Source organism: Synechococcus sp. CB0101, from assembly GCF_000179235.2.
GTDB lineage: Bacteria > Cyanobacteriota > Cyanobacteriia > PCC-6307 > Cyanobiaceae > Vulcanococcus.
This window is the reverse complement of record NZ_CP039373.1, coordinates 2436146-2462448: the sequence shown is the minus strand read 5'-3', so window position 1 is coordinate 2462448 and position 26303 is coordinate 2436146. Positions and strand designations below refer to the sequence as shown.

The following is a 26303-nucleotide window of genomic DNA, read 5'->3' as shown; positions in this document are numbered from 1 at the left end:
GATCAACTGCAATCCGCCGCAAGGGCAAAAGCAGAGAAAAATAGTCAGAGCAGATACAGCAGGCCGTAGAGGATCACCCAGATGCCATCCACAAAGTGCCAATAGAGCTCGGCAGCCTCCAGCGGGAACTGGTTCTCGATCGTGATCCGGCCGCCTTCGCGGCTTTGCCACCACACGATCAGGATCATCAGGCCGCCGAGGGTGACGTGCAGACCGTGGAAGCCAGTGATCGCATAGAAGGTGCTGGCGAACAGGTTGTCGGTGAGCCCGAAGGGCAGCGCGAAGTACTCCTTCATTTGGCCCGCCAGGAAGCTGAAGCCCAGTGCAGCGGTGAGCAGCAGCCAGCGCTGACAGAGCGGGTGGTTGCCTCGCCGCAGCGCTGCCCCGGCCCGATGGAAGGTGAAGCTGCTCACCAGTAGCAGCAGTGTGTTGATGGTGGGCAGCAGCAGCTCCAGCTCGTAGTTGTGCCCGGAAGGCAGTGGGTTCACCGCCCGGAAGGTGAGGTACGCCGCGAAAAAGCCGGCGAACGTCATGCCATCGGCCACCAGGAAGGTGGCCAGGCCAAAGATGCGGTGGTCAGCGTGTCCGTCGGTATGGCCGTGGTCGGTTGCGTTGGCCTCTTGCGCAACGCTGTCGCTCTGAAGGCTCGTCATCGCTGATCTCCTTGGCCAAGGGTCCACAGATCTCGGCCACTGCTGGCCTCCAGGCTCAGTTCACCGGGCGCCACGCCATAGCCATAGGGCTCATGCACCAGTGGCGGCTCCCCATGCCAGTTCTCCACGGGTGGCGGTGAGCTGGTGAGCCACTCAGGGGTGAGGGCCTTCCAGGGGTTGTCGCCGGCGGGAGCACCGTTGAAAGCGCTCATCACCACATTGATCAGGAAAGGCAGGGTGCTGATCGCCATCAGCAGGGCGCCGGCGCTGCTGAACTGATTGATCAGGGTGAACTGGGGGTCGTATTCGGCCACCCGGCGAGGCATGCCGTTGAGGCCGAGCCAGTGCTGCGGTGCAAAGCAGAGGTTGAAACCGATGAAGGTGAGCCAGAAGTGCAGTTGCCCCAGGGGTTCGTTCAGCAGCCGGCCGGTGACCTTCGGATACCAGTGGTAGACGGAGGCAAAGATCACAAACACCGTGCCGCCGTAGACGATGTAGTGGAAATGTCCCACCACGAAGTAGGTGTCGTGCACGTGGATGTCGAAGGGCACCTGGGCCAGTGCCACGCCGGTGATGCCGCCGAACACGAAGTTCACGATGAAGCCGCAGCAGAACAGCATCGCTGTGTTCAGGCTGATCTTTCCGCCCCAGAGAGTGGCCAGCCAGTTGAAGAATTTGATGCCCGTGGGCACCGCGATGAAGGCGGTGGCGATGGTGAAAAACAGGCGCATCCAGGGTGGAGTGCCACTGGTGAACATGTGGTGCGCCCACACGATCAAGCCCAAAAACACAATTGCCATGATCGAATACACCATGGTTGTGTAGCCAAATAGTGGCTTGCGGGCATGCACCGGCAGGATTTCGCTCACCAGGCCAAAAGCCGGCAGCACCATGATGTACACCGCCGGATGGGAGTAGAACCAGAACAGGTGTTGATACACCACGGCATTGCCCCCCAGGGCCGGATTGAAGAAGCCGGTGTGGGCAATGATGTCGAAGCTGAGTAACACCAAGGTGCCCGCCAGCACAGGGGTGGAGAGCACCACCAGGATGCTCGTTCCAAGCATGGCCCAGCAATACATCGGCAGTTGCATCAAGCCCAGGCCCGGGCGACGCAGCTTGAGGATGGTGGCGATGAAATTGATGCCACCGAAGATGGAACTGCCCCCCAGCAGCAGCACACTCAGGATCCAGATGATCTGGCCCGTGGCTGGTGTGGTGATGCTTAGGGGTGGATAGGCCGTCCAGCCAGATTGGGCGGCGCCGGTGATGAAGTAGCTACTGATCAGCAGGATCCCTGCGGGGGGGATCAGCCAGAACGCCACGGCATTGAGCCGCGGGAAGGCCATATCACGGGCTCCCACATAGAAGGGAATCAGGTAGTTACCGAAGGCACCATTCACCACCGGCACGATCCACAGGAAGATCATCACCGTGCCGTGCAGGGTGAGCACCTCGTTGTAGGTCTCCCGCGGCAGGAAATCGGAGATGGGGGTGAGCAGCTCGGTGCGGATCGCGCCGGCCAGGGCGCCGCCGATCAGATAGAAGAGAAAGCCGCAGACCAAATACTGCAGGCCGATCACCTTGTGATCGGTGCTGAAGCTCAGATAGCGCAGCCAGCCCTGGGGCTGCAGCGAGGGGCTGGGGTTGAGGCTGAGGGTCATGACTGCACCGCGGCGGGGGACTCAGCAGGGGGATTGGGGCTGTTCTTCGCCACCCAGGCGGCAAAGCTCTCCGGTTCTTCCACCACCACCGTGGAGCGCATGCCGCCGTGATACGGCCCGCAGAGCTCAGCGCACACGATCGGGTATTGGCCCGCTCGGGTGGGCGTAAAGCTCAGCAGGGTCGGTTGGCCAGGGATCACGTCTTGTTTGAGGCGAAACTGCGGCACCCAGAAGGCATGGATCACGTCGAGAGCTTTCATCTGCAGGGCGACGGGCTGCCCCACAGGGACATGCAGTTCTCCGCTGGTGATATCGGAGTCGGGGTAGTGAAAGATGAAGGCAAATTGCATGGCGGTCACATCCACCGGCAGCGGAGCGATCGCCCCATCTCCCTCCAGGGCTACCGGGCTGATCCCTCCCCAGGTGCGCTCGTCGCTGTGCTGCATGCCATGCATGCTGTGATCATTGAGCGGGGTCATCCCGCCCATGCGGTCGTAAATGTCGTAGCTGTAGATCCCCACAAACAGCACCACCACTGCCGGTATGGCGGTCCAGACAATCTCCAGGGGCAAATTGCCTTCGATGGCCGCGCCATCTCCGGTTTCACCGGCCCGGCGACGAAATTTGACCAGGCTGTAAAGAATTAGCCCCACGACCCCGATGAACAGGATCGCGCCAATGCTGAATAAAACCTTAAAGAGTTCGTCGTAAACCGGTGCGTTGGCGCTGGCGTCTGCCGGCAGCAGGTTCACGTTCTGGCCAATCCATAGCCCAGACAGCACCAGAGCCATTCCGGTGAGCAGGGTGAGGATGGCGGGAGGGATCCGCATGGCTGCGGCTACGGACGTCCAACCCTATGGAGGATCGCCGGGGCTGGACTGCTGGTGTTGACCTTTGCAGTAATCGCCGCTGATCGGGTGAGGGATTGAACACCGATTGCAACGTCGATTGATGCAATCGTGTGGCCGCCTGTTGCCCTGGTTAGGTTCAGCCCAACCGTGGTTCCAGTAGCCCGATGACGGCCATCACGTTCTCGCCGCCGATCGGTCGCCGTCGTGCTCTCGCGGCGCTCAATGTTCACTTATTGGCGGCGCTGATTGCACTGGTGGGGATTGGTGGGGCGACCCGGGTGATGGAGGCGGGCCTGGCCTGTCCCGACTGGCCTCTTTGTTACGGCTCGCTGCTGCCGGGCCGGCAGATGAATCTGCAGGTGTTCCTGGAGTGGTTTCACCGCCTCGACGCTTTTGTGGTCGGGGTTGGTTTGCTGGTGCAGGCATCCCTCAGCGCCTGGTGGCGGCATGAGTTGCCGCGGGCGGTGCCGTGGCTCTCAGGAGCAGCCCTGCTGCTGGTGGCCGTTCAAGGCGGCCTTGGCGCCCTCACGGTCACCCTGCTGTTGCCGTTTTCAGTGGTCACGGCTCACCTGATCACAGCTTTGTTGCTGGTGGCGCTGCTGAGCGCCTGCACCCAGGTGTTGTTGGAGCCATCCACCAGCCCCATGGCTCCTGTCCAGAGCCGTGGGGCTGTGTATCGCCTCTGGCCTGCGCTGATCGGTGTGGTCGCGCTGCTGGCCCTGGGCCAGTGCTTGCTGGGCGGGCTGATGGCCACCCAGTGGGCTGCCGGGCGTTGCCTGAGCTCCGGCGAAGGTTGCGGTTGGCTGCTGGCCCATCGTCTGGGTGCCCGGCCAGTGGCTGTGGCGGTCTTGCTGGCTGCTGCTTGGGCGCTTTGGCGCCGCCAGAGCGAACGGGTGCTTGCTGCACTGGCGGCCTTTGCCGTGATCGCGCAGGTGGCGCTTGGGGTGCTGAGCCTGCGCCTCACCCTGGCGGTTCCTGCCGTCACCGTGGCGCACCAATTAACGGCGGCCTTCCTGGTGGCGGTGCTCGCCGCCTGGTTGAGCCGCAGCTTGCTTGAGCCCGCTCATCTGGAGGTGTCTCGTGGTTAGTGCTCCTGCCGCTTCAACGGGTCTGAGCCGAGAACAGGCGGTGCCTTCAAGGGCGCGGATCAAACTGCCGCCCTGGCTGGAGGTGGCTAAGCCCCGTTTGATTCCGCTGCTGCTGGCCACCACCCTCGGCGGCATGGCCCTGTCCGAAGGGTGGCCCCTGCCGCCGTTGCGCCTGGCCTGCACTCTGGGCGGTGGTGCCTTGGCGGCGGCTGCCGCTGGTGTTCTCAACTGCCTCTGGGAGCAAGAGCTCGATGGCCGCATGCAGCGCACCAGCTCCCGGGCGCTGCCCTCCGGCCGCCTGTCGATGGGCACGGCCTTTGCCATCGCGGTGGCGCTAGCCCTCACGGCAGCCACCCTGTTGGTGGGTGGTGTGAATTGCCTGGCAGCGAGCTTGGCGCTGCTCGGGCTGTGCAGCTACGTGCTGCTCTACACCGTGCTGCTCAAGCCCCGCACCTCCCAGAACATCGTGATCGGCGGGGTGGCCGGGGCGATCCCGCCGCTGGTGGGGGCCGCAGCGGCCACCGGTCATCTCGGCCTGGGCAGCTGGTGGTTGTTTGCGCTGGTGATGGTGTGGACCCCGGCCCATTTCTGGGCCCTGGCCCTCCTGCTGCGCGAGGACTACCGCGCCGTGGGGATTCCGATGCTGCCGGTGGTGAAGGGCACCGCCGTCACGGCCCGTGGCATCAGCTTCTACGCCGCGCTCACGGTGCTGCTCAGCCTGTTCGGGGTTTGGGCGCTGCCCAGTGGTGGCCTCCTCTATGGCCTGCTGCTCCTGCCCTTTAATGCTCGCCTGATTCAGATGGCCTGGCGCCTGCATCAAGACCCCGACGATGTGCAGCGCGCCCGCGGCTTGTTCCGTTGGTCGATTCTTTATCTCTTCGGCATCTGCCTGCTGTTGCTGATGGCGCGGCTGCCGTCCGGTGCTGTGTTCAGTGCCCAGGGTTGGGATTTGCTGGCACTGGCTGGGTCCGGCAAGCCAGGTTTCACCCTGGCGGCGGTTTTGGCGGGCTGAGCTTTCTAGATTGGCTTCTTCACGGGCCACGGGGAGCCTGAACTCTTGGCGGATGGGATGCCGGAAGCGGTGATCGAGCTCCAGGATGTGAGCAAGCGCTATGGCAAGGGTGATCGCGCCGTTGTGGCGCTCGATGGCCTCAACCTGAACGTGCCTGCCGGCAGCTTGTTTGGCCTGCTTGGCCCCAATGGCGCGGGTAAAACCACAACCTTGCGGATCCTGGCCACCCTGCTGGCCCCCTGCAGCGGCAGCGTGCGGGTGGCCGGCGTGAATGCCCTGGAGAATCCCCGCGCTGTGCGCGAGCGCCTCGGCTACGTGGCCCAGGAAGTGGCGCTCGACAAAATCCTCAGCGGCCGCGAGCTGCTCCAGCTTCAGGGCGACCTGTATCACCTGGCCAGAGCCGACCGGGATCAGCGCATTGCCGAGTTGATCGATCTGCTCGCCATGGGCGACTGGATTGATCGCCGCAGCGGCACCTACTCCGGCGGCATGCGCCGCCGCCTCGACCTGGCCTCCGGCCTGCTGCATCGCCCCCAATTGCTGGTGCTCGATGAACCCACCGTGGGACTGGATATCGAAAGCCGCGCCGCCATTTGGCAGGTGCTGCGGCAGCTCCGGGATCAAGGCACCACGGTGCTGCTGAGCAGCCACTACCTCGAGGAGGTGGATGCCCTGGCCGATCAGCTCGCGATCATCGAAGGGGGCCGGGTGATTGCCGCGGGCCAGCCTTCCGAGCTCAAGGCCGCTCTTGGCGGTGATCGGGTCACCTTGCGGGTGCGGGAATTCAGTGATGAACCCGAGGCACTCCACGTGCAACAGCTTTTGCAACGCTGCCCCGGCGTGCGCCAGGTGGTGGTGAACCGCGCGCAGGGGTATTCGCTCAACCTGGTGGTGGAGCACGACGGCGTGGTGGAGCAGTTGCGCCGCCAGCTTGCCGAGGCCCAGCTGCCCGTGTTTGCCCTGGCCCAGAGCCGCCCCAGCCTGGATGATGTGTACCTGCAGGCCACCGGTCGCACCTTGATGGATGCGGAGCTGGCGGTGGCGGGCAGCCGTGATCCCAAGGCTGAGCGCAAGCAGTCGATGCGCTAACTCGAGTTTCTGCTCTCCGTTCTGTTGTTGTTTCCCCGTCAGCCGCGATGACCAGCGCCGCCCCTTCTCTGCTCAACGCCGCGGCGGGAACGCCCCCTCAGCGCTCCGCCACGGCTGAGCTGCTGCAGGAAACCCTGGCCCTCACGCGCCGCTTGTTTCTGCAGCTGGCCCGCCGCCCCTCCACCTTGGTGGCCGGTGTGCTGCAGCCGCTGATCTGGCTGGTGCTCTTTGGGGCTCTGTTTGCCAATGCACCGGAGGGGTTGTTGCCCGATGGGATGAGCTACGGCCGTTTCCTCGGTGCCGGTGTGATCGTGTTCACCGCCTTCAGCGCTGCCCTCAACGCAGGCTTGCCGGTGATGTTTGATCGCGAATTCGGCTTCCTGAACCGGTTGCTGGTGGCACCGCTGCGCTCCCGCAGTTCGATCGTGCTCGCCTCGGTGCTCTACATCACCGCGCTGAGCCTGGTGCAGAGCGTGGCGATCATGGCCACCGCCTGGGCTCTGGGTTACGGCTGGCCGGGTGGTGCCGGGTTGCTGCTGGTGCTGGTCACCCTGCTGTTGCTGGTGTTCGCCGTGACCGGGCTGAGCCTCGGGCTGGCCTTTGCCCTCCCCGGCCACATCGAGCTGATCGCCGTGATCTTTGTGGCAAACCTGCCGCTGCTGTTTGCGAGCACGGCCTTGGCTCCAATTTCGTTCATGCCCGCTTGGCTGGGCTGGCTTGCGGCTCTAAATCCCCTTACCTTCGCGATTGAACCGATTCGCGCGGCTTACGCCGGCCAGTTCTCCCTGTCTGCTGTGGTGCTGGAGGCCCCTTATGGGCAACTCAGCGCGGCGGCCTGCCTGGGAATCCTGGCTGCTTTAGCCCTGGGTCTGTTCCTGTTGATCCGCCCGCTGCTGGATCGCAAGCTCGCCTGATCCGTTGCCTGTGGCTGTCCGACCTCCCGCCTCTCCTTCACCGCAGGCCCGCCGGCAGGCGCAAATCCTGGCCTTGCAGGCCGCTCTGGCGGCCCGTGATGTCTCCTCGATCGAACGCCTGCTGGGCCAGTGGGTGCACCGCCAGGGGGTGAACTCGATCGACGCTCTCGGCCAAGAGCTGGATGCTGCCGAGCCTGAGGCCTGGGCGTGGTGGCAGACGCTGCAAAGTCCGGCTCCGCTGCCGGTGCTGCAGGAGCCAATGGCTGTTGCTGCCGAGCCCGTGGCTGTTGCTCCCGAGCCGATGGTCGTTGCTCCCGAGCCGGTGGCGCCTCTGCCACGCCTCGAGCCCCAGCTGCCAAAAGCCACCCGGCCGGCGCCGGCCCCTAGTCACCCCGCTGTGGTGCAACTGCGGGCTTGGTTGCCGGATCAGGAGACTCGCCGTGCTGCCTGAACGCGCCCAACTGCAGGGCGGTTTGATCGTGTCGGTGCAGGCGCCGGAAGGCTCGCCCATGCGCCAGAACGAGGTGATCGCCGCCATGGCGGAAGCGAGCCTCAACAACGGCGCGGTGGGTGTGCGGTTGGAGAGCCCTGAGCACATCGGTGCTGTGCGGCGCCGTTGCCCGGACGCCCTGATCGTGGGGCTTTGGAAGCGCACCTTCCCCGATAGCCCTGTGTACATCACGCCTGGCTGGGAGGAGATCCAGGCGGTTTGGGCGGCAGGCGCCGATGTGATCGCCCTCGATGCCACCGAGCGGGTTCGCCCCGATGGCGCCGTGCTCGCTGAGCTGGTGCAGCGTGCCCGCACCGATCTGGGTGCCGTGCTGATGGCCGATGTCGACAGCCTGGCCAATGGCCTGCAGGCAGCAGCCCTGGGCTGCCAATGGGTGGGAACCACCCTGTTCGGCTACACCGAAGCCACCACAGCGCTGAAGCCCCCCGCCTGGGAGCTCATCCCTCACTTGCGGCGCGAGCTCCCGGCCGATACGTTCCTGATCTGTGAGGGTGGCCTCGCCAGCTCTGAGCAGGCCGTGCAGGCGCGCAGCCTTGGCGCTGATGCCGTGGTGGTCGGCACGGCCATCACCGGAGTGGATCTGCAGGTGGCGGCCTACCGCCGCGCGCTCGAAGCTTTTTGAAGCTTGCGCCAACTCGGCCGCACCAAGCTGCAGACTGAGTGAGTCTCAAGCGTCTTACGGGAGGTATTGATGGCCCCCCTGCGATTGCACGCGATGGTGCCACTGGCCCTGGGCGGGCTGCTGCTGGTGGCGCCTGTGGCAGGCCTGCCGATGGGTGAACTGCAGGCGCTGAATCGGGAATTGGGGCGGCTCTGTTCCGATCCGCCCCGTGAGGCTTTGGCTGTCTGCCGGATTCACGCCCGCTTGGTGCGGGCGCTCTGAACCGGCGTCAGCGGCATCACATCATCCCGGGCATGCCCATGCCGCCCATGCCACCCATACCGCCCATTCCTCCCATGCCACCCATGTCGCCGCCGGGGGCGGCGGGAGCAGGAGGCTCGGGCTTGTCGGCAATCACCGCTTCGGTGGTGAGCAGCAGGCCGGAGATCGACACGGCATCCTGCAGCGCCAGGCGCACCACCTTGGCGGCATCGAGGATGCCGGCGGCGAGTAGGTCTTCGTAGCTGCCGGTGGCGGCGTTGAAGCCCTTGCCGCTGCGGCGCACTTCGTCGGCCACCACGTTGGCGTCGTAGCCGGCATTCGCGGCGATCTGATGCAGGGGCGCCGCCAGGGCGCGCTGCACGATCTCCACGCCGGTCCGCTCGTCGCCATTCAGGCCGGCGGCCAGGCTGTTGAGCTCGTCGGCCAGCTGCACCAGGGTGCTGCCGCCACCGGCCACGATGCCTTCTTCCACGGCGGCGCGGGTGGCATTGAGGGCGTCTTCAATGCGCAGCTTGCGGTTGCGCAGTTCGGTTTCGGTGGGGGCGCCCACCTTGATCACGGCCACGCCGCCGGCCAGCTTGGCCACACGCTCGCTCAGCTTTTCGCGGTCGTACTCCGACTCGGTGTTGTCGAGTTCACGCTTGATCGCGGCCACGCGATCGCCCACGGCGGCCTGGTGATCGCCGGTGGCCACGATGGTGGTCTCGTCCTTGCTGATGGTGATCCGGCGAACGGTGCCGAGATCCTCGAGGGTCACCTTGTCGAGGGTCATCGCCCGGTCTTCGCTCACAAGGGTGGCGCCGGTGAGGATGGCGATGTCTTGGAGCATCGCCTTGCGGCGATCGCCGAAGCCGGGAGCGCGCACGGCGGCCACCTGCAGCACGCCGCGGTTCTTGTTCACCACCAGGGTGGCGAGGGCTTCACCGTCCACTTCCTCCGCCAGGATCACCAGCGGCTTGCCGGCGCGCGACACGGCCTCCAGCACCGGCACCAGGTCGTTGATGGCGCTGATCTTGCGGTCGGTCACCAGCAGCAGTGCCCCTTCGAATTCGCACACCCGGCGGTCGCCGTCGGTCACGAAATAGGGGGAGCTGTAGCCACGGTCGAAGGCCATGCCCTCGGTGATTTCGAGCTCGGTGGCGAGGCTCTTGCTCTCCTCGACGGTGATCACGCCATCGGCGCTCACTTTGTCCATGGCTTCACCCACCATGCGGCCCACTTCCTCATCGCCGCCCGAGCTCACGGTGGCCACCTGGCGGATGGCATCGCCGGCCACGGCGCGGGAACGGCTCTCGATGCCCTTCACCACCTGGGCCACGGCCTTTTCCATGCCGCGGCGCAGCAGCACAGGGCTGGCGCCGGCAGCCACGTTGCGCAGGCCTTCACGAGCCATGGCCTGGGCGAGCACGGTGGCGGTGGTGGTGCCGTCACCGGCCTTGTCCTTGGTTTTGGTGGCCACCTGCAGCAGCAGCTTGGCGCCGAGGTTTTCGAACGGATCTTCGAGTTCGATCTCCTTGGCAATGGTGACGCCGTCGTTCACCACATCCGGAGCGCCGAACTTCTTCTCCAGCACCACATTGCGGCCCTTCGGCCCGATGGTGACCTTCACCGCATCGGCCAGGGCATTCACGCCGCGCTCCAGGGAGGCGCGGGAGGCATCAGAGAAGGAGAGCAGCTTGGCCATCGCTGGGCTATGAGCAGGCAATGGCCAAAGGCTCCCATGGCGAGGTGGTCGCTGGCTTGTGGGGAAAGCCGAATCGCTGCGGCCGGGCCGGTGCGCTCCTGGGCCGTGGCCGATAGGGTTCGCCCATGGAGGACAGCTTCAGCGACGCCCTGGCGGAGAGCCTGAACGGCCCACTCACCGAGGTTCTGGCGGATCCCACCACCGGCAGCGACGTGATGGCGTTTCTGATCGCGGTGGGTCTTGGTTTGGGGATGGCGTTGATTTACGTCCCCCTGCGCCTGTTCCTCACGATCACGGCGCGCAGCCGCCGCTTGCGGCTGCTGCAGCGGATTCGCCGGCTGCGCGAAGAGCTCGCACAGCCGGTGCAGCCTGGAACCTGAGGGTTCAGCGCATCACCATGCCCCCATCCACCTGCAGCACCTGGCCCGTCATGTAGGCGGCGGCGGGATCGGCGGCGAGGAAGCGAACAGCGCTGGCGACTTCGCCCGGCTGGCCCATGCGGCCCAGCGGAATCGCTTTCAGGATCGGTTCCTTGTCGAGCTCGGCCGTCATGTCGCTCTCGATGAACCCGGGAGCGACGGCATTCACAGTGACGCCGCGGCTGGCGAATTCAGCGGCGCTGCTGCGGGTGAGGCCGATCACGCCGGCCTTGGCGGCGCTGTAGTTGGCCTGGCCGGGGTTGCCCATCAGGCCCACCACCGAGGTGATGTTGATGATGCGGCCAGCTCTCGCCTTCAGCATCGAGCGGCTCACGGCGCGGGTGCAGAGAAACACGCCGGTGAGGTTGAGATCGATCACGCTCTGCCAGTCGCCGCTCTTCATGCGCATCAGCAGGCCATCGCGGGTGATGCCGGCGTTGTTCACCAACACATCCAGCCGACCTTCTTTCTCCAGCACCGTCTTGATCAGGCCTTCCACCTGCTCCTCATCGGCCACGTTCGCCTGATGGGCCCAGGCGTTCCCGCCCGCGGCGGTGATCTCACCCACCACGGCTTCAGCGGCAGCAGGGGAGCTGGCGTAGTTCACCACCACCGTGGCGCCGGCGTTGGCCAGTTCCTTGGCAATGGCGGCACCGATGCCGCGGCTGGCGCCAGTCACCAGGGCAACTTGTCCGCTGAGGGGAGTGGCGTCGGCCATGGAAGGAGGGGGAGTGCTCGGGTCGAGCGAGCGTAGATCTGGGCCCAGGCTGGCCCTCAGGCCGGCATGCTTGCCACGCCCTCCAGGGCCGAGCCGAGCAGGTCGCCGAAACGCTGCAGTTGTTGCTTGCTGCCCATCACCACCAGTAGTTGTCCTGGTGCAAGACGCACATCACCACCTGGGTTGGCGAGCAGGGGTTCCGGGGTACCGCTGCTGCTCGAGCTGGCCTGGGGATTGCGGATCGCCAGCACCAGGGCGCCGCTGCGGCGGCCCAGCTGCAATTCCGCCAGGCTGGCGCCGTTGAGGTCACCCAGGTGGCTCGGGTCATCGCTGAGCTGGAACTCCTCCACCTCGCAGTCGCTGCCGGCCAGCAGTTCCATGAAGGTCACGGCCAGGGGGCGCAGGGCCGTGGCGGCCATGGTGCGACCGCCGGCCACGTACGGACTCACCACCTGGTCGGCGCCCGCCAGGCGCAGCTTGCCTTCGGCCTCCTCGCTGTCGGCCCGGGCAATCAGGCGGGTGCGTGGGGCCAGGCCCCGGGCGCTGAGGATCACGTAGAGGTTGGCGGCGTTGCTGGGCAGGGCCGCCACCAGCGCCCTGCAGTGATGAATACCCGCTTCTTCGAGGGTTTCATCGAAGGTGGCGTCGCCCTGCAGCACGGTGAGCCCGCGTTGTTGGGCTTCTTCGATGCGATCCGGATCGTTTTCCACCACCAGGATCGGCACGCCTTCGCCGCTGAGCTGTTCGGCGATCTCCCGCCCGATCCGGCCGTAGCCGCAGAGGATCACGTGCTGATTCATCGTGCGTTTGAGCTGTTGGCGGTAGCGCCGTTCACGCAGCCGCCGGAAATAGCCGGAGTTGGTTAATTCCAGCAGTTTCTGGATGGTCTGCTGCACCACCACCAGGCCGCCCACCAGCAGCAGGGCTGTGACGATCCGCCCCCCGGTGTGAATTAGGGGGGTGTGCTCATCACTGAAGCCGAGGGTGCTGAGGGTGATCAGCACCATCCAGTAGCAATCGCCCCAGTCCCAGCCTTCGGTGAGGCGGTAGCCGAGGGCGCCGCCGTTCACCACCAGCGCGAGGGCCAGAAGGGGCCCGGCCCAGGGTTGCCGGGCGAGGGCACCGCGCAGGCCTGGCCGGCGACGGATCGGCCGGCGCGGGCGTTTCATCCCAGGCCGAGGGCGGTCAGAACCGCCGCGGAATCGAGCTGTTGCAGCTGGCCGGCCTGGCCTACCGCCTGAACACCCTGGCGGCTGGGCAGGCCAGCGACATCACGGCCCAGGGCTACCAGTGGCATGCCTGCAAGCAACGCCAGCTCTGTGGTGATCGGATCGCTGCTCAGCACCACATCACAGCTGGCCACCTGAGCGGCACGCTCCAGCAGCTTGCCGCTGCGGTTCGCGTGCACCACCCGCAGGTCGGGGAGCTTGGCGCGCACCTGATCCGGGAGCTCCTGCCAGAGCTGGCTGGGCCAATCACCGGCGTCGCCTGAAGGGGCGAGCAGCAGAGCCGGCCCCTGGCCTGGCGGCAGTTGTGTGGCGGCCTGCTCCAGGGCGGGCTTGGGCAGGGCGAGCCGGAAGCTGTTGGCGTCGAGGTTCAGGCCGAGGGGCTTCAGGTAGGCAGCCATCCCCTGGGCCGGCCAGCCGCTGCCCGCTGACACCGAGTTGGTGGCTGAGAAACCGCCGGCGGCCACGCGGGTGGGGATGTGGCTCATCGAGAGCATCAGATCAACCTGGCGCCCGCTGGCCAGGTTGATGCAGGCCTGGAAGTCGGGCTCACGCACATTCCCCAGCAAATTGGCCCAATCGGCGAGCGTGGGGTTGCCGTTGAAATCGAAGGGAATCAGCTTTTCGACGGCTGGCAGCAGGCTCCAGGCGCTGGCTGCCGCAGGGGCACAGGCCACCTGGATCTGGGCTCCGAGCGCTTGGGCGACTTCAGCCGCTGCCGGCAGGCAGTGCAGCTGCGCGTCGAGGCCGCCTGGAACCAGAAACAGAACGCGCATGGCCGCAGGCGGAGCGTCGACTGATTGTATGTAGGTGGGATTACTCAGCCCAGGACCCGCCATGCATTTGCTGATCGCCTGTGCCGGCAGCGGCCGCCGCATGGGGGCTGAACGCAACAAGCTGCTGCTGGAGGTGGCGGGCAGGCCTGTACTGGCTTGGACCCTCGAGGCGGCCCTGGCCTCCGCCTCGATCCATTGGATCGGGATCGTGGGGCAACCCATCGATCAGGCCGACATCCTGGCGATGGTGGAGGCCGCCAATCCCCAAAAGCCGGTGGCGTGGATTCAAGGGGGGGACACCCGCCAGGATTCGGTGTGCAACGGTCTGGCGGCGCTGCCGGACGATGCCCGTTCTGTGCTGATTCACGACGGTGCCCGCTGCCTGGTGGAGCCGGGCTTGATCGATCGTTGTGCGGCTGCCGTCGATGGCGGCGCGGCGGTGATCGCTGCAGCGCCCGTCACCGACACGATCAAGCGGGTGGACGACCAGGGGTTGATTCAAGACACCCCGGATCGTTCTCACCTCTGGGGCGCGCAGACACCGCAGGGGTTCCCGGTGGAGCAGCTGCGCCAGGCCCATACCCGCGCCCGTGCTGAGGGCTGGAGCGTCACCGATGACGCCTCTCTGTTTGAGCGGTTGGGCTGGGCGGTCTCCGTCATGGAGTCGTCGCCAGCGAACATCAAAATCACCACCCCCTTTGATCTCACGATCGCCGAAGCGGTGTTGGCGGCGCGTCAGGCCTGAAGCACCACCAGCTCACCCCCGGTGGCATCCAGCTGCACCCGCTGGCCAAGGGCCAGGGCTGCATTGCCGGGTTCATGGCCCACCGGAAGATCCGCCAGCACCGGAATACCCAGATCGCTGGTGCGCTCCTGCAGCACAGCCCGCCACGTGTCGGTTGCGTCGTCTGTGTCGCTGCAGTCGCTGAAGCTGCCGAAGCCGATCCCTGCTAGTTGCTGCAGCGCTCCGCTGAGGCGCCAGTGGGTGAGCATCCGATCGAGGCGGTAGGGGGCCTCGCCGATGTCTTCCAGCACCAGCACCGCCCCCCGCAGCTCGGGGAGGTGTGCCGTGCCCAGTAGATGGGTGGCCACGGTGAGATTGCCCACCAGCAGAGGCCCATCCGCCACGCCGCTCACCCAGGGGGTGCCGGCGAGGGCGGGCAGGGGTTCGCCGAACAGCAGTTGGCGCAAGCGCTCCTGGCTCCAGCTGGGTTCGGCGGCCAGGCTGGTGAGCATCGGGCCATGGATCCCGCCGGTGATGCCGGCGGCCTGGCGGGCCCAGAGCAGCGAGGTCACATCCGAGTAGCCCAGGAGCCATTGGCCAGCCCCGCTCGGGCGCAAGAGGCCTGGGTGCTCCAGTAGGCGGGCGGCGCCCCAGCCGCCCCTCAGGCAGGCCACGAGTGGCGCTTCGCTTTGGAGGTCGTCCAGGCGTTCGTGATCGGTGCCGGCCAGATGGCCCCAGCGCCGCAGCGGCTCAGGGTGGGGATCAACCTGCAGGCCCCAGCTCTCGAGCACGGCGATGCCGCCCTCCAGCCGCTGGAGCGCATCGGCCTGGAGCGCGGAGCTGGCGGCCGCCAGCTGCACCCGATCACCGCGGCGCAGGGGCGCTGGCCAGAGGGTCATGGGGTGAGCCCTCCGCTGCGGCCCACAACGAGGGCGAGGAGCAGCAAAGCCCCGAGCAACACCTGATGGCGGAAATGAAGCCCGAAGGTGGAGCGGGGCAAGTCGGGGCTCTGCAGCCGCCGGGCTTCGCGCCACCAGCCAACGGCGCTCACCAGCCAGAGCAGCCAGAAGCCGCCATGCACTCCCTGCATGGCGGCGGCCCAGGCCACCAGCAGGGCAGCGGCGCCGTAGCACCAGCCCACCACCACGGGCGCCCGATCGCCAAGGCTTAAGGCTGAGCTGCGCACCCCCACCCGCGCATCGTCGTCGCGGTCGGCCATCGCGTACACGGTGTCGAAGCCGAAGGTCCACAGGCAGGTGGCGAGCCACACGGCGGCCAGGGGCCAGCCCCCCTGCAGGCTGCCGCTGCCGGCGGCCCAGGGGATCAGCACGGCGAACCCCCAGCACAGGGCGAGCACAGCTTGGGGGTAGCCAAACCAGCGCTTGGCGGAGGGGTAGAGCAGCACCGGCGGCAGGGCTGCAATCGCCAGCCCCAGGCAGAGGCCGCGGCTTGCTGCCGGTAAACCCCAGAGCACCACAGCCAGCGCCGCCATCAGGCAGAGGGCCAGCAACAGAACGGCCGCCGCCACGCTGATGCGGCCGCTGGCCAGGGGGCGTTCGCGGGTGCGTTCCACCTGGGGATCGATGCGCCGATCCCAGAGGTCGTTCGCCACGCAGCCCGCGCCGCTCACCGCAAGCCCGCCGAGCACAATCCAGCCCACCAGCACCGCCGGGGGTGGCGCCTGCGGCAACAGCCAGAGGCTCCAGCCCGCCGGAATCAGCAGGATCAAACGGCCGCTTGGTTTATCCCAGCGCAGCAGCGCCAACCAGGTCTGCAGCGGTGCCAAAAAGCCAGTCAGCAACGTGGCGCAAACCCTAGGTCTGCCGCCTGGGTGAGCAGCAGTGCGAAAGTGGCGCAGCGCGAGAGGCGATGGCCGCGTGAGCGAGGCACCCAGCCGCTCCATCGGGAGCTCCATCCGCCCCGTAGCGGGGATTGATATCGGCACCAATTCGATCCACCTGCTGGTTGCTGCGGTGGATACGGAGCTGCGCACCTTTTCGGTGATCCTCACGGAGAAATCCACCACGCGGCTTGGGGAGCGCGACCCCGAAACCGGTGATCTCTCGCCGGACGCGATTGAACGGGCGTTCACGACCTTGCGCCACTGCCGCGAACTGGCCGCAAGCCATGGGGTGGATCCCGGTGATGTGGTCACCGCCGCCACCAGCGCGGTGCGCGAGGCCCCCAACGGCCGTGATTTTCTGCAATCGATCCAGGAGCAACTCGGCCTGGAGGTGGATCTGGTGAGTGGCCCGGAAGAGGCTCGCTTGATCTATCTGGGCGTGCTGTCTGGCATGGCCTTCGGAGATCAGCCGCATCTGATCCTCGATATCGGCGGTGGATCCACCGAGCTGGTGTTGGCCGATGGCCGTGATGCCCGCGTGCTCACCAGTACCCGCGTGGGTGCAGTGCGGCTGCAGCGTGATTTCGTGCGGGAGGAACCGCTGCCCGCCAAACGGGTGGAGTTTCTACGGGCGTTCATCCAGGGATCCCTGGAGCCGGCGGTGCTGCAGGTGCGTCAGCAGTTGCAGGCGGGTGAGCGGCCCGTGATGGTCGCCACCAGCGGCACGGCCATGGCGATTGCGGCCCTGGCGGCAGCCGACGATCCGAGGCCGCCTCTACGAATGCAGGGGTATCGGGTGAGCCGGCAACGGCTCGATCAACTGGTGGAGCGTTTGCTCGGGCTCACCCCTGCCCAACGCCGTGCGTTGCCGGCTCTGAATGAACGCCGCGCCGAGATCATCGTGCCCGGGGCGCTGATCCTGCAGACCGCCATGGAGATGCTTGGCGCTGCCGAGCTGGTGATCTGTGAGCGGGCCCTGCGGGAGGGGCTGATCGTGGATTGGATGCTGCGCAACGATCTGATCGTGGATCGCTTCGCCTTCCAGAGCAGCATCCGCCAGCGCACGGTGTTGCATCTGGCTCAGCGCTACAAGGTGGATGTGCCACGGGCTGAGCGGGTGGCGGCCTACGCCCAGAGTCTTTACAGCCAGAGCCAGGGGCTGCTGCACAGCGACGACGGCAGCGGCCGCCAGCTGCTCTGGGCCGCCGCCATGCTCCATAGCTGCGGCCAGCACATCAACACCGGGGCCTATCACAAGCACAGCTGGTATTTGATTCGCCACGGGGAGCTGCTCGGCTACTCCGATAGTGAGCACCTGATGGTGGCGGCCATCGCCCGCTATCACCGCCGCTCGTTGCCCAAGAAACGGCACGAGTCATGGCAGCTGATCGAGGGCCGCGACCAGCGCCGCACCGTGGCCGCCATGGCCCTGTTGCTCCGTCTGGCGGTGGCGCTTGATCGCCGGCCTGAGCCCGTGTTGGCCGGCCTGCAGCTACGGCGCGATGGCGATCACCACTGCTCGATCCGGCTGGAACCGATGCATGCTGGTCAGGATCTCAGCCTTGAGCGCTGGAGTCTGGCGGCGTGCCAGGCGGCCGTGGAGGAAGCAGTGGGGGTTCGCCTCAGCGTGGAGGAGCGTTGAAGCTCATCCAGCGGATCTGATCGATGGGGCCCAGGGGTTTGCCGGGGCCGTCGCCTTGGATCACCGTCACGAGATCAGGGCGGCCTGCCAACACTTCGAGCCCACCGTCGAGGGGGAACTGGCGCTTGCCTTGGAATGTGCCTTCAAACAACACTTTCCCCTTGGCGGTGCGCACGGTGAGCCAGCTGGGCTGGGCGGCGCTGAGGGTGAGTTCGGTGGGGATCGGTGCAGGTGCAGGCTTGGGTTTGGGCTTGGCCGCAACCGGCGGGGCAACGGGCTGGGCGGGCTTGGAGGGCTTGGCTGGTTGTGGAGCCGAGCCGCGAACCCCCCGTTGCGGCAGCTGCTGCCATCCCCACACGCCAGCGGCACCAATCCCGGCCAGCAGGGCCAGGCTCCCCAGCCAGCGCAGGGCGATCGTGCCGCCACCGTTGCCACGGGGGCGCGGCTGAGTGGTGTAGCTCTGGGGGCTGAGCCGGGCGCGGGGGCGCTGGCGGCCGGGAGGTTCGGCGCTGCTGAGGGGGGCGGGCACCGGTTTGATGGTGCTGCGTAGCTGCTTGAGCGGCTCCACCAGGGGGGATGCATCGATCCCCAGGGCCGCGGCTACTCGACGCGCCTGGGCGATCACAAACACCAGTTCCGGCAGGCGCTGCGGGTCTCCAGATTCCAGGGCGTTGAGTTGTTCCTCGCCCATATGCAGCTGTTCGGCCAGGGCGGTGCTGCTGAGGCCGCGTTGCTCACGGGCGCTGCGCAGGCTCTGGCCCAACGCGATCAAGGGATCGCTGGAGTCGCTACTCATCGCCGCTGCTTCGTGTTGCCCAGCGTTCGAAGGGTTGGCCTCACTGGCGTTCACGGTGAGTCGGCTGGGTCGTTGCCGTCATTGTGCCGTGAAAACAGTGATCAACCACGCGGTTGCTGAAAACCGTGGTTGTTGCTGAGATCAGTTGAACATCGATCAAGGTTGATTCGTCAACCTTGATGATTTAGATGGGCGATACTGGATTCGAACCAGTGACCCCTTCCGTGTGAAGGAAGTGCGCTACCACTGTGCTAATCGCCCGCGTGCGCTGCTCGCTCGCGCTTTGAGACTTTAGAACATGGCCTGCCTGGTTTCAGCTGGCTCAGGCGCCTCCGCGGAACAGGTGGTGATGGCTGGCTGAGTAGAGCCGAGAGCGGGCTGCTCCGGGAGCAGCGAGGGCTGGGCTCACCACATACAAGGTGGTGCGAATCAGCTCGCGTTCCTGGCTGGCCCGCGCCATCTCCGCTAGCGGCACCACCTGGAGCCATTGATCCGGCCAGCTCACCCGATAGCCAATGGCGACCGGGGTGTTGGCTGGATAGTGCAGCAGCAGCTCCGCCTGCACCTCCTCCACATGGCGGGCGCTCAGATACAGACAAAGAGAGGCTTGCAGCGCAGCGAGCTGCTGCAGTTGTTCTCGTTCAGGCACGCCGGTTCGCCCACCAGCGCGGCTCAGCACGATGGTTTGCACCAAGCCAGGAATGGTGAGTTCCGCCTGCAGGGCTGCGGCGGTGGCTTGGTAGGCGCTCAACCCCGGCACTACCTCAACCTCCACATCGGCATCCAGCAGCCGGCAGAGCTGTTCATGCAGGGCGCTGTACAAACACGTGTCGCCGTCATGCAGGCGCACCACCCGTTTGCCGGCGGCGGTGCGCTCAAGCATCACCGCCATCACCTCTTCCAGCGTGAGGGTGCTGGTGCGCACCCGCTCGCAGCCCTCCGGCGCCATCGCCGCCAGTTGGGGGTTCACCAGTGAGTCGGTCCAGATCAGCACCTCTGCCTGCTCGATCGCCCGCGCAGCACGGAGCGTGAGCAGATCCGGTGCTCCGGGACCTGCCCCCACGATCCAGACCTTGCCACTCATGCCTGCACTCCGCTGGGGTCCGGCAGGGGTTGGCGCCGGCCATACAGCCAGTAAAGGCCCAGGGCCCCAAGGCCGATCAGCAGCAAGCTCACCAGCTGGGCCATGCGCAGGCCTCCATCGCAGTCGGGCGGGGTGCCCATCAGGCAGAGGGGATCGATGCGCAGGCCTTCAATCCAGAAGCGCCCGGCGCTGTAAGCCACCAGGTAGAAGCAGCTGATCGCCCCCATCGGCAACTGGATTTTCCCCCGCACACCCCGTTCAAACAGCACCAGCAGCAGGGCCAGAACGCCGAGATTCCAGAGGGATTCGTAGAGGAAGGTGGGGTGGAAGGTGCTCTGATCGAGAAATTCCACGGGCCGATTGGCGTAGGGAATCGTGAGCTTCCAGGGCAGATCCGTGGGGAGTCCAAAGGCTTCTGAGTTGAAGAAGTTGCCCCAGCGGCCGATGGCCTGGCCCAGAGCAACCGAGGGCAGCAGCACATCGAGCAGGTTCCAGAAGGCAATCCGCCGCCAACGGCTGTAGAGGATCACGGCGAGCGTGCCGCCGATCAGGGCGCCATGAATGGCGATGCCCCCCCGCCAGATGGCGAAAGCATCCAGCCAATTCAGCTGGTACTGCCGCCACTCAAAGGTCACGTAATAGAGGCGGGCGCCGATCACGGCCGCCAGCACCAGGATCGGCAGCAGGTCGGCGATCAGGGCGGGATCGATGCCGCGCTGTTTGCCCAGGCGTGTGGCGAGCAACAGGCCCAGCAACACGGCAACCGCGATCAGCAGGCCGTACCAACGCAGAGAAAAGGGCCCCAGCTGAAACAGCAAGGGCCCTGGTGAGGTGAACAAAGCGAGGGGCATCAGATGCCTTCGGCGGCCTGAACCTTTTCTACCTGCTTCTTCTTCAGCACCAGCATGATCTGGGCCAGAGCCACGGCGGCGAAGAAGGCCAGCAGACCGTAGATGCGGTTGGGGTTCTGCAGCACCACTTCAGCGTCGAGCTGACCGAAACCACCCACGTTGGGATCGTTGGTGAGGGCTGCACCGGCGGCCACCACATCGCCCACGGCGGCGGTGAGGGTGGGACCTGCGGGAATGGTGTCGGTCACGCTGTTGCCATCAGCGGTTTGGATCACCACATCGGTGGCTCCGTTATCACCGGCGTTGATGGCCTGAACCGTGCCAGCGGCTGAAGCGGTGAAGACGCTGTTGTTGCTCTTTTCACCGGTGGGATACACCTGGCCGCGGCCACGGTTGCCGCCCACGTGCAGCTGGTATTTACCGAAGTGAATGTTGCTGTCGGTGGCGGGATCAGGCGAAAGAATCGGGAAGACGATCTTCTGGTGGTCATCGCCGGGCAGAGGGCCCACCAGCAGGATGTTGGGGTTGTCGTCGTTCCAAGTGGTCACGTAAACGCCGGCGGTCTCTTCCTTGAGCTCGTCGGTGAGGCGATCAGCCGGGGCCAGGGTGAAGCCATCGGGAAGCATCACCACGGCACCAACGTTCAGGCCGGTGGGGCTGCCATCGCCAGCCACCTGCTGCACCTTGGTGTCGTAAGGGATATCCACTTCCACCTTGAACACCTCATCAGGGAACACCGCCTGGGGCAGTTCCACTTGGGTGGGCTTCTTGGCGAGGTGGCAGTTGGCGCAAGCCAGCTTGCCGGTGGCTTCGCGGGGGTAGTCGTAGTTCTGCTGTGCCCAGAACGGGTAAGCCCAGCTGGCCTGGGGAGCTACGAGCAGAGCGCCGAGAGCCAGCAGCGAGCTCAGCAGCAGGGAAAAGGAACGACGCATGGTGCGGAGTGGCGAGGGGAAAACGACTGGGGAGGAGATCAGACCCACCAGGGCTTCTCGCCGGTGCGGAAATCGGTTTCGGTCCACTGGCTCAGGAACACGTTGTCGTTCTCAACCGACACGTGGGCCAGGGCCAGGGAGAGGGGGGCGGGGCCGCGCACCACCTTGCCGGTGGCGTCGTACTGGGAGCCGTGGCAGGGGCACATGAACTTGTTGGCCGCCGCGTTCCAGGGCACCACACAGCCGAGGTGGGTGCAGATCGCGTTGATGCCGTAGCTGCCGATCGCGTCGCTGCCCTCAACGATCAGATAGGTGGGATCGCCCTTGAGGCCCTGCACCAGGTTGCGATCACCTTCGCGGTGGTTGCTCAGCCAGCCACTGGCGGTGACGGCATTGCCGAGCTCGTCCTTGGCTGCGGTGCCGCCGCCGGAACCAGCAGCCTTGGGGGGGATGAAGTAGTTCACCACCGGGTAGAGGGCACCCAGGGCCACGCCCGTGACCGACCCGAAGGTCAGCAGGTTCATGAATTGGCGACGACCCATTCCGGGCACGTCACCACTCGAGGCGCTTGCTGGGATCTGGGTCATACGGGGCGGCGTGGTGGCCACTGCAACGTGGCGCCCATTATGGACGTTGCCCCTCCGGCCACCGTTGGCCAAAACGGGCTTGCGGCGGCAGCCTGCAACATGCTGTTGCGCGCCCTTGCTTCCGTGACCCTGCCCGCCGACGCTCCGCTCAGCAGCGCTGAGGTGCTCGAGATCCTGCGCCAGCGCTGGCAGGCCTCCTATGACCTGCAGCTGATCGTGCGCCGCGGCCGCCTCTATCTCCAGGTGATGTGGGGTTATCTCGAGCAGCAATCGTTTCCGATGACACCCGAGCAATACCTCGCTCAGCTCGAGGAGTTGGTGGTGAATCTCAACGGGCTGGGGGTGGCGCAGCAGGTGCGCAGCTGGCTGCTCACCACCACTGACAAACCAAGGTTGGGCAAGGCGATGAACCTCGCCCTTGATCTGCCCGAGGGGCGCTCCAGCGAATTTCTGCTCTAGCTGCGCTGCACGATGCGGGCGAGGCCCACGCCAATCAGATAGAGCGCGGTGATGGCGCCGCTGAGCAGCAGCATCGTGACCGGATCAGTGGATGGGGTGAGCACAGCCCCGGCCAGAGCCGATCCCACCACCACGAAGCGCCAGGCCGCCAGCATCGTCTGGGCGCGCACAAGGCCGAGCGCCGCCAGCAGCATCTGCAGCACTGGCAACTGGAAGGCCAGGGCCGTGGCCACCATCAGCAGCAACACGAAATCGAGATAGCGCTCGATCGACCACAGCGGCTCCACCACATCGGCGCCGTAGCTCACCAGGAAGTTGAGCGCGGCGGGCACCAGCGCCCACCAGGCAAAGGCCAGGCCGGCCATGAACAGCACAGCCGAACCACCCACGGCCGGTGCCACCAGCCGTTGTTCTCGCCGCGTCAGCCCCGGCAGCACAAAGGCCAGCCCCTCGTAGAGCACGTAGGGCAGCGCCAGGATCAAGCCGGCGTAGCCGGCCACCTTGATGGAGACAAACAGGAATTCACCTGGCGCCAGCTGTAGGAAATGAATGCCCTTGGCGGGTACCTCCAGCAGCCGCACCAGCGGTTTCACCAGTAGCAGGCAGCCACCAGCTCCGATCAGCACCGCCAAAAGGCTGCGCAGGATGCGACGGCGCAGTTCCTCGAGGTGATCCACCAGCGTCATCTCCACCTCGGCCGGAAACTGATCGTCCGGGTGGATCGCCTCTGGGCCCGCGGCAGCAGCCTGCTCGCCGATGCCGCTGATGCGGATCGGTGCCGGCGGGGGCAGCACAGTGTCGGGCTCGCTCATGGCTCTGGCTCCACTCCGAGGCTAGGGGGCGCCGCTGTGAGCAGCGCTGCCGCACGGCCGGGATCGGCCCACAGCACCTCGCCGCCCCGATGGCGCACGGTGCCGGGCACAGCGCCGGCAATGCGCTGGAGGTCGTCGCAGGGCACCAGCACCACCGCCACACGGCTGTTGCCGCGCGCCCGACTGAAGTGCGCGGCCAGATCGGCTGCGGCCTGGAGGTCTGCGTCTCCCGGCACACCTTCTGATCCCTTCAGCACCACATGGCTGCCTGGGCACTCCTGGGCGTGGAACCAGAGATCACCGCGGCGGGCCTGCCGCAGGCTGATCCATTCGTTCTGGCGGTGGTTGCGGCCCACCTGCAGACGCAGACCGCTGGGGCTGGTGAGCTCCAGCGGGTTGGGGGCAGCGCTGGTCTGCTGGCGGCGTTGGCTGCGGTTGGGGCGCCCGGGGTCCTGCAGGTGGGTGCATTCCTCCTCCAGGGTGTGCAGATGCTCCAGCGCAGCGGTGTGGCTGTGCTCCGGCCCCTGCTCCAGGAAGGTGAGGCTGGTTTCGAGTTGTTCGATCCGCTGGCGGTGTTGCTCCAGCCGCGGGGTGATGGCGGCCACGGAGCGCCGCAGCTTGCGTGCCCGTTTGTAGAGCTTCTGGGCTTCTGCCACCTGGTCACGGCTGGGCTGGGGCAGGCACAGCAGCGCATCGGCCTGCTGTTGCAGCTGGTCGCTGTTCTCCACCTGATCGAGCAGCTGCTGCTGGTGCTCCATCTGGGAGCGTTCGCGCTGCAGCAGTTGCTCCAGCCGTTGCCGCAGCTGATGTTGCCGCTGCTGCACCTGCCGGCTGCCCAGGCGCTGCTGGTGATAGCTGGCCAGGGCTTGGTTGATGGCCAGCGGTTCAGGGGCTGCGCTGCCAGCTGGGGCTGGTGCCTGCCAGCAGCGGTAGGCGCAGCATTGGCCCGGGGTGAAGCCAAAGCGCTGCTGCTCCATCGCCTGCAGCCAGCTTTGCCAGTGCTCCCACAGCGCCTGCCATTGCTGGGCGCTGAGGCTCTGCACCGGTTGGCTGAGCCAAGCCTGGCCCTCTGGGGTATCGCCGGCCAGCTGCAGAGCCAGGGCCGGGCTGATGCCTTGATACGCGCTCTGCAGCGCTTTCAGCAGCGGCAGCGGCAGCAGGGTGAGCTGCGCCTTCCAGCGTTCAAACGGTTCGTTGGGATCCGGGGGCTGTCCCTGCAGCGGCGGCGGTGGGCTGTAGAGGTCGCCGGTGCCGATCGGCCGCAGCCGCGACTGCTGTTGGCGCACCTGACGGGCGGCTGCCACCACGCGGCGCTGCTCGTCGAGCAGAAACAGATTGCTGTGGCGGCCCATCAGCTCCAGCACCAGCCAGCGCTGCAGGCTGTCGCCGGGCCGCGCCGCAAAGCCCAGCTCCACCACCCGCTCCCAGCCAGGCTGCTCCAGGCTCACCAGCGCCAAGCCCCCGAGGCCGTGCTGCAGCTGCTGGGCGAGGGTGCTGCCATCACCCTGGCGCGGCGGCGGGGCAATGGCCAGCAGGCGCGGTGCCTCCGCCAGCCAGCTCAACTCCAGCCAGAGGCGCTGCCGCAGGGTGCGAAATCCCAGCTGCAGGGTTTGGGCATCGGCCTGTTGCGCCTTCTCGAAGCGGCTCGGCACCAGCAGGGGCTGCAGTTCGCTCAGCACCGCCCGCAGGCTGGTGAGGTCCATGGCCTGGAGCGCGGCAGGAGCCATGGGCGAGGCGAAACAGCTGCGGCGGCACACCTACTCTGCAGGGCCGCGCTCGATCGTTCATGGCTGCTGAGCCCTCCGCTGCCGGCCGGCTGTTTCTGATCACCGGCCCGAGCGGGGTGGGTAAGGGCACCTTGGTGGCGGCCCTACTGCAGCGTCACCCCCAGATCTGGCTGTCGGTCTCGGCTACAACCCGTGCGCCTCGCAGCGGGGAGCAGGAGGGGCAGCACTATTTCTTCCTGGATCGCCCCGGTTTCGAGGCCAAGGTGGCCCAGGCGGGCTTGCTGGAGTGGGCCGAGTTCGCGGGCAATTGCTATGGCACCCCTCGGGAGCCGGTGGAGCAGCAATTGGCGGCCGGGCGCCCGGTGTTGCTGGAAATCGAGCTGGAGGGAGCCCGCCAGGTGCGCCAGAGCTTCCCGAGCGGCTTTCAGATCTTCATCAAGCCGCCCTCGTTTGACGAGCTGGAGCGCCGCATCCGCGGCCGCGGTACCGATAGCGAGGAAGCGATCAGCCGTCGCTTAGAGCGCGCCCGCGTGGAGCTGGCAGCCGAGGCGGAATTTGATGCAGTGCTCGTCAATGACGATCTCGATCGCGCCTTGGCTGAGCTCGAGGAGTTGATGGGACTGCGCTGAGCGCAAAAAAAGCGGCTCGTTGGAGCCGCTTCAGGGAATTCAGCCGGAGCTGCTCACATCGGGTGGAAGAGCAGGTCGGGATAGAAACGGTTGAACTCGATCAGGATGCCGGCGGTCACGGTGAACCAGATGGCGGCAAACACCGGAGCAGTGGTGAGGAACTTCTTCATCGCTGGAGAGTGAATGGACGAGGAAAAATCGGTTCAGGCCGCGGCCTGATCAGCGAGGGGAGACGGTGATCTTGTCGTCGGCCTCGGTGAGCTTGCCGCTGGTGAGAGCGCCGAAGGCAGCGATCGGCCAGGTGGCAGCAGCCAGGGTGCTCTTGAAGGCCAGCGAGAGGTCGATCTGGATTTCCTTCATGGCGGCATCCTTGTCGCCGCGGATCGCCATCAGGTAGTTGCGACCGGCCCAGCCGATGCAACCAGCGATGTAGAGGAAGGCGATGCCAGGAATGATGAAGTCACCGGCGTGGCTGAGGCGGCCATCCACGATCAGGTGGGGCAGGCCATCAGCACCGCAGGAGGCCTGGCTGTACATCGCGAAGCGAGCCTTGGCCTGGTCGGTGGTGGCGGCAGCAGCACGCTGCTGGAAGCGAGCGCTCTCAGCGCAGGGGGTCAGCCCGGCCACATCGGCTTTAGCCACAGGGGCGAAGCCGAAGATCAGCAGGGCAGAAATCAGAACAGCAAAGAGGCGGCGCATCGGGTCCAGCTGCTGCACGGCAGGATGTCA

At 66.3% G+C, this 26303-nt stretch carries 30 protein-coding genes and 1 tRNA gene; 12 read left to right on the top strand and 19 right to left on the bottom strand.

All coding sequences use genetic code 11. The features are described from left to right. Positions 1–44: 44 nt before the first annotated feature. From CB0101_RS13340 to CB0101_RS13330, 3 genes are read right to left on the bottom strand one after another with little or no spacing between them, the layout of a single operon-like run. Positions 45–653 (bottom strand): cytochrome c oxidase subunit 3, encoded by a 609-nt coding sequence (locus CB0101_RS13340; RefSeq protein WP_010303814.1) that lies wholly within the window; start codon positions 651–653, stop codon positions 45–47. After that, positions 650–2317, bottom strand: coding sequence for a cytochrome c oxidase subunit I (gene ctaD, locus CB0101_RS13335; protein WP_010303812.1), 1668 nt, complete (start codon positions 2315–2317; stop codon positions 650–652). Before ctaD ends, CB0101_RS13340 begins: the two co-directional genes overlap by 4 nt. Further along, entirely contained in the window at positions 2314–3147 is an 834-nt protein-coding gene (locus tag CB0101_RS13330; RefSeq protein WP_010303810.1) for a cytochrome c oxidase subunit II, read from the bottom strand. Before CB0101_RS13330 ends, ctaD begins: the two co-directional genes overlap by 4 nt. 185 nt (positions 3148–3332) lie before the next feature. Here CB0101_RS13330 and CB0101_RS13325 point away from each other — a divergent pair, with 185 nt between their 5' ends. The 7 genes from CB0101_RS13325 to CB0101_RS13295 all read left to right on the top strand — a co-directional run bounded on the left by CB0101_RS13325 (position 3333) and on the right by CB0101_RS13295 (position 8665). After that, positions 3333–4256, top strand: a complete 924-nt coding sequence (locus CB0101_RS13325; protein ID WP_010303808.1) for a heme A synthase — start codon at positions 3333–3335, stop codon at positions 4254–4256. Further along, positions 4249–5268 (top strand): heme o synthase, encoded by a 1020-nt coding sequence (locus CB0101_RS13320; protein ID WP_029552737.1) that lies wholly within the window; start codon positions 4249–4251, stop codon positions 5266–5268. The genes CB0101_RS13325 and CB0101_RS13320 overlap by 8 nt, the downstream gene beginning before the upstream one ends. Positions 5269–5325: 57 nt before the next feature. Next, entirely contained in the window at positions 5326–6357 is a 1032-nt protein-coding gene (locus tag CB0101_RS13315) for an ABC transporter ATP-binding protein (RefSeq protein WP_010303803.1), read from the top strand. A gap of 47 nt (positions 6358–6404) precedes the next feature. Then, positions 6405–7271 (top strand): ABC transporter permease, encoded by an 867-nt coding sequence (locus CB0101_RS13310; RefSeq protein WP_010303801.1) that lies wholly within the window; start codon positions 6405–6407, stop codon positions 7269–7271. 10 nt (positions 7272–7281) lie between these two features. Beyond that, positions 7282–7722, top strand: a complete 441-nt coding sequence (locus tag CB0101_RS13305; RefSeq protein ID WP_136644169.1) for a hypothetical protein — start codon at positions 7282–7284, stop codon at positions 7720–7722. Next, entirely contained in the window at positions 7712–8404 is a 693-nt protein-coding gene (locus CB0101_RS13300) for an N-acetylmannosamine-6-phosphate 2-epimerase (protein ID WP_010303796.1), read from the top strand. The genes CB0101_RS13305 and CB0101_RS13300 overlap by 11 nt, the downstream gene beginning before the upstream one ends. Before the next feature lie 69 nt (positions 8405–8473). Further along, positions 8474–8665 carry a hypothetical protein gene (locus tag CB0101_RS13295; RefSeq protein ID WP_010303794.1) on the top strand — a complete coding sequence of 64 codons (192 nt, stop codon included), beginning with the start codon at positions 8474–8476 and terminating at the stop codon, positions 8663–8665. A 16-nt stretch (positions 8666–8681) separates the two neighbouring features. On the opposite strand, the gene groL is transcribed toward CB0101_RS13295, so the two are convergent. Further along, complete coding sequence (gene groL, locus CB0101_RS13290; protein ID WP_010303792.1) at positions 8682–10349, bottom strand: chaperonin GroEL; 1668 nt, start codon at positions 10347–10349, stop codon at positions 8682–8684. A 125-nt stretch (positions 10350–10474) separates the two neighbouring features. Here groL and CB0101_RS13285 point away from each other — a divergent pair, with 125 nt between their 5' ends. Continuing rightward, positions 10475–10729: a hypothetical protein gene (locus CB0101_RS13285; protein ID WP_010303790.1), complete on the top strand. Its 255-nt coding sequence runs from the start codon at positions 10475–10477 to the stop codon at positions 10727–10729. Positions 10730–10733: 4 nt separating this feature from the next. Here the strand turns inward: CB0101_RS13285 and fabG are convergent, their stop codons facing one another. The 3 genes from fabG to CB0101_RS13270 are packed head-to-tail and all read right to left on the bottom strand — an operon-like array spanning position 10734 to position 13488. Next, positions 10734–11486 (bottom strand): 3-oxoacyl-[acyl-carrier-protein] reductase, encoded by a 753-nt coding sequence (gene fabG, locus CB0101_RS13280; RefSeq protein WP_010303788.1) that lies wholly within the window; start codon positions 11484–11486, stop codon positions 10734–10736. A 56-nt stretch (positions 11487–11542) separates the two neighbouring features. Beyond that, a complete protein-coding gene (locus CB0101_RS13275; RefSeq protein ID WP_010303786.1) occupies positions 11543–12655 on the bottom strand; it encodes a TrkA family potassium uptake protein in 1113 nt (370 codons plus the stop codon). Further along, positions 12652–13488, bottom strand: coding sequence for a glycosyltransferase family 9 protein (locus CB0101_RS13270; RefSeq protein WP_010303784.1), 837 nt, complete (start codon positions 13486–13488; stop codon positions 12652–12654). The genes CB0101_RS13275 and CB0101_RS13270 overlap by 4 nt, the downstream gene beginning before the upstream one ends. Before the next feature lie 61 nt (positions 13489–13549). Here CB0101_RS13270 and ispD point away from each other — a divergent pair, with 61 nt between their 5' ends. Beyond that, complete coding sequence (ispD, locus tag CB0101_RS13265; protein ID WP_010303782.1) at positions 13550–14233, top strand: 2-C-methyl-D-erythritol 4-phosphate cytidylyltransferase; 684 nt, start codon at positions 13550–13552, stop codon at positions 14231–14233. Here ispD and CB0101_RS13260 read toward each other — a convergent pair. Both CB0101_RS13260 and CB0101_RS13255 read right to left on the bottom strand, forming a co-directional pair. Further along, positions 14224–15111, bottom strand: coding sequence for an LD-carboxypeptidase (locus tag CB0101_RS13260; RefSeq protein WP_010303780.1), 888 nt, complete (start codon positions 15109–15111; stop codon positions 14224–14226). The genes ispD and CB0101_RS13260 overlap by 10 nt on opposite strands. Next, a complete protein-coding gene (locus tag CB0101_RS13255) occupies positions 15108–16013 on the bottom strand; it encodes a 4-hydroxybenzoate polyprenyltransferase (protein WP_029552735.1) in 906 nt (301 codons plus the stop codon). Before CB0101_RS13255 ends, CB0101_RS13260 begins: the two co-directional genes overlap by 4 nt. A gap of 76 nt (positions 16014–16089) precedes the next feature. Between CB0101_RS13255 and CB0101_RS13250 the strand changes: the two genes are divergently transcribed. Next, positions 16090–17697 carry a Ppx/GppA phosphatase family protein gene (locus CB0101_RS13250; RefSeq protein WP_010303776.1) on the top strand — a complete coding sequence of 536 codons (1608 nt, stop codon included), beginning with the start codon at positions 16090–16092 and terminating at the stop codon, positions 17695–17697. Here CB0101_RS13250 and CB0101_RS13245 read toward each other — a convergent pair. The 6 genes from CB0101_RS13245 to petC all read right to left on the bottom strand — a co-directional run bounded on the left by CB0101_RS13245 (position 17678) and on the right by petC (position 21947). Continuing rightward, complete coding sequence (locus tag CB0101_RS13245; protein ID WP_010303775.1) at positions 17678–18493, bottom strand: helix-turn-helix domain-containing protein; 816 nt, start codon at positions 18491–18493, stop codon at positions 17678–17680. The genes CB0101_RS13250 and CB0101_RS13245 overlap by 20 nt on opposite strands. Before the next feature lie 189 nt (positions 18494–18682). Then, a tRNA-Val gene (locus tag CB0101_RS13240) sits at positions 18683–18754 on the bottom strand. A gap of 61 nt (positions 18755–18815) precedes the next feature. Then, complete coding sequence (gene cobM, locus CB0101_RS13235) at positions 18816–19577, bottom strand: precorrin-4 C(11)-methyltransferase (protein WP_010303773.1); 762 nt, start codon at positions 19575–19577, stop codon at positions 18816–18818. Next, entirely contained in the window at positions 19574–20428 is an 855-nt protein-coding gene (gene lgt / locus CB0101_RS13230) for a prolipoprotein diacylglyceryl transferase (RefSeq protein ID WP_010303771.1), read from the bottom strand. The genes cobM and lgt overlap by 4 nt, the downstream gene beginning before the upstream one ends. Further along, positions 20428–21360, bottom strand: a complete 933-nt coding sequence (gene petA / locus CB0101_RS13225) for a cytochrome f (RefSeq protein ID WP_029552733.1) — start codon at positions 21358–21360, stop codon at positions 20428–20430. The genes lgt and petA overlap by 1 nt, the downstream gene beginning before the upstream one ends. Positions 21361–21398: 38 nt before the next feature. Beyond that, a complete protein-coding gene (petC, locus tag CB0101_RS13220; RefSeq protein WP_010303768.1) occupies positions 21399–21947 on the bottom strand; it encodes a cytochrome b6-f complex iron-sulfur subunit in 549 nt (182 codons plus the stop codon). A 99-nt stretch (positions 21948–22046) separates the two neighbouring features. On the opposite strand from petC, the gene CB0101_RS13215 reads away from it, so the two are divergent. Further along, positions 22047–22406 carry a DUF3067 family protein gene (locus CB0101_RS13215; RefSeq protein ID WP_029552732.1) on the top strand — a complete coding sequence of 120 codons (360 nt, stop codon included), beginning with the start codon at positions 22047–22049 and terminating at the stop codon, positions 22404–22406. Here the strand turns inward: CB0101_RS13215 and tatC are convergent. After that, positions 22403–23218: a twin-arginine translocase subunit TatC gene (gene tatC, locus CB0101_RS13210; RefSeq protein ID WP_010303762.1), complete on the bottom strand. Its 816-nt coding sequence runs from the start codon at positions 23216–23218 to the stop codon at positions 22403–22405. The two genes, CB0101_RS13215 and tatC, sit on opposite strands and share 4 nt — an antisense overlap. Next, positions 23215–24945: an NFACT family protein gene (locus CB0101_RS13205; protein WP_010303759.1), complete on the bottom strand. Its 1731-nt coding sequence runs from the start codon at positions 24943–24945 to the stop codon at positions 23215–23217. The genes tatC and CB0101_RS13205 overlap by 4 nt, the downstream gene beginning before the upstream one ends. Positions 24946–25004: 59 nt before the next feature. On the opposite strand from CB0101_RS13205, the gene gmk reads away from it, so the two are divergent. After that, positions 25005–25574, top strand: coding sequence for a guanylate kinase (gmk, locus tag CB0101_RS13200; RefSeq protein ID WP_010303756.1), 570 nt, complete (start codon positions 25005–25007; stop codon positions 25572–25574). 53 nt (positions 25575–25627) lie between these two features. On the opposite strand, the gene psaJ is transcribed toward gmk, so the two are convergent. Further along, complete coding sequence (psaJ, locus tag CB0101_RS13195) at positions 25628–25744, bottom strand: photosystem I reaction center subunit IX (RefSeq protein ID WP_010303754.1); 117 nt, start codon at positions 25742–25744, stop codon at positions 25628–25630. Between the two features lie 49 nt (positions 25745–25793). Then, positions 25794–26273 carry a photosystem I reaction center subunit III gene (locus CB0101_RS13190; RefSeq protein ID WP_029552731.1) on the bottom strand — a complete coding sequence of 160 codons (480 nt, stop codon included), beginning with the start codon at positions 26271–26273 and terminating at the stop codon, positions 25794–25796. Positions 26274–26303 lie beyond the last annotated feature (30 nt).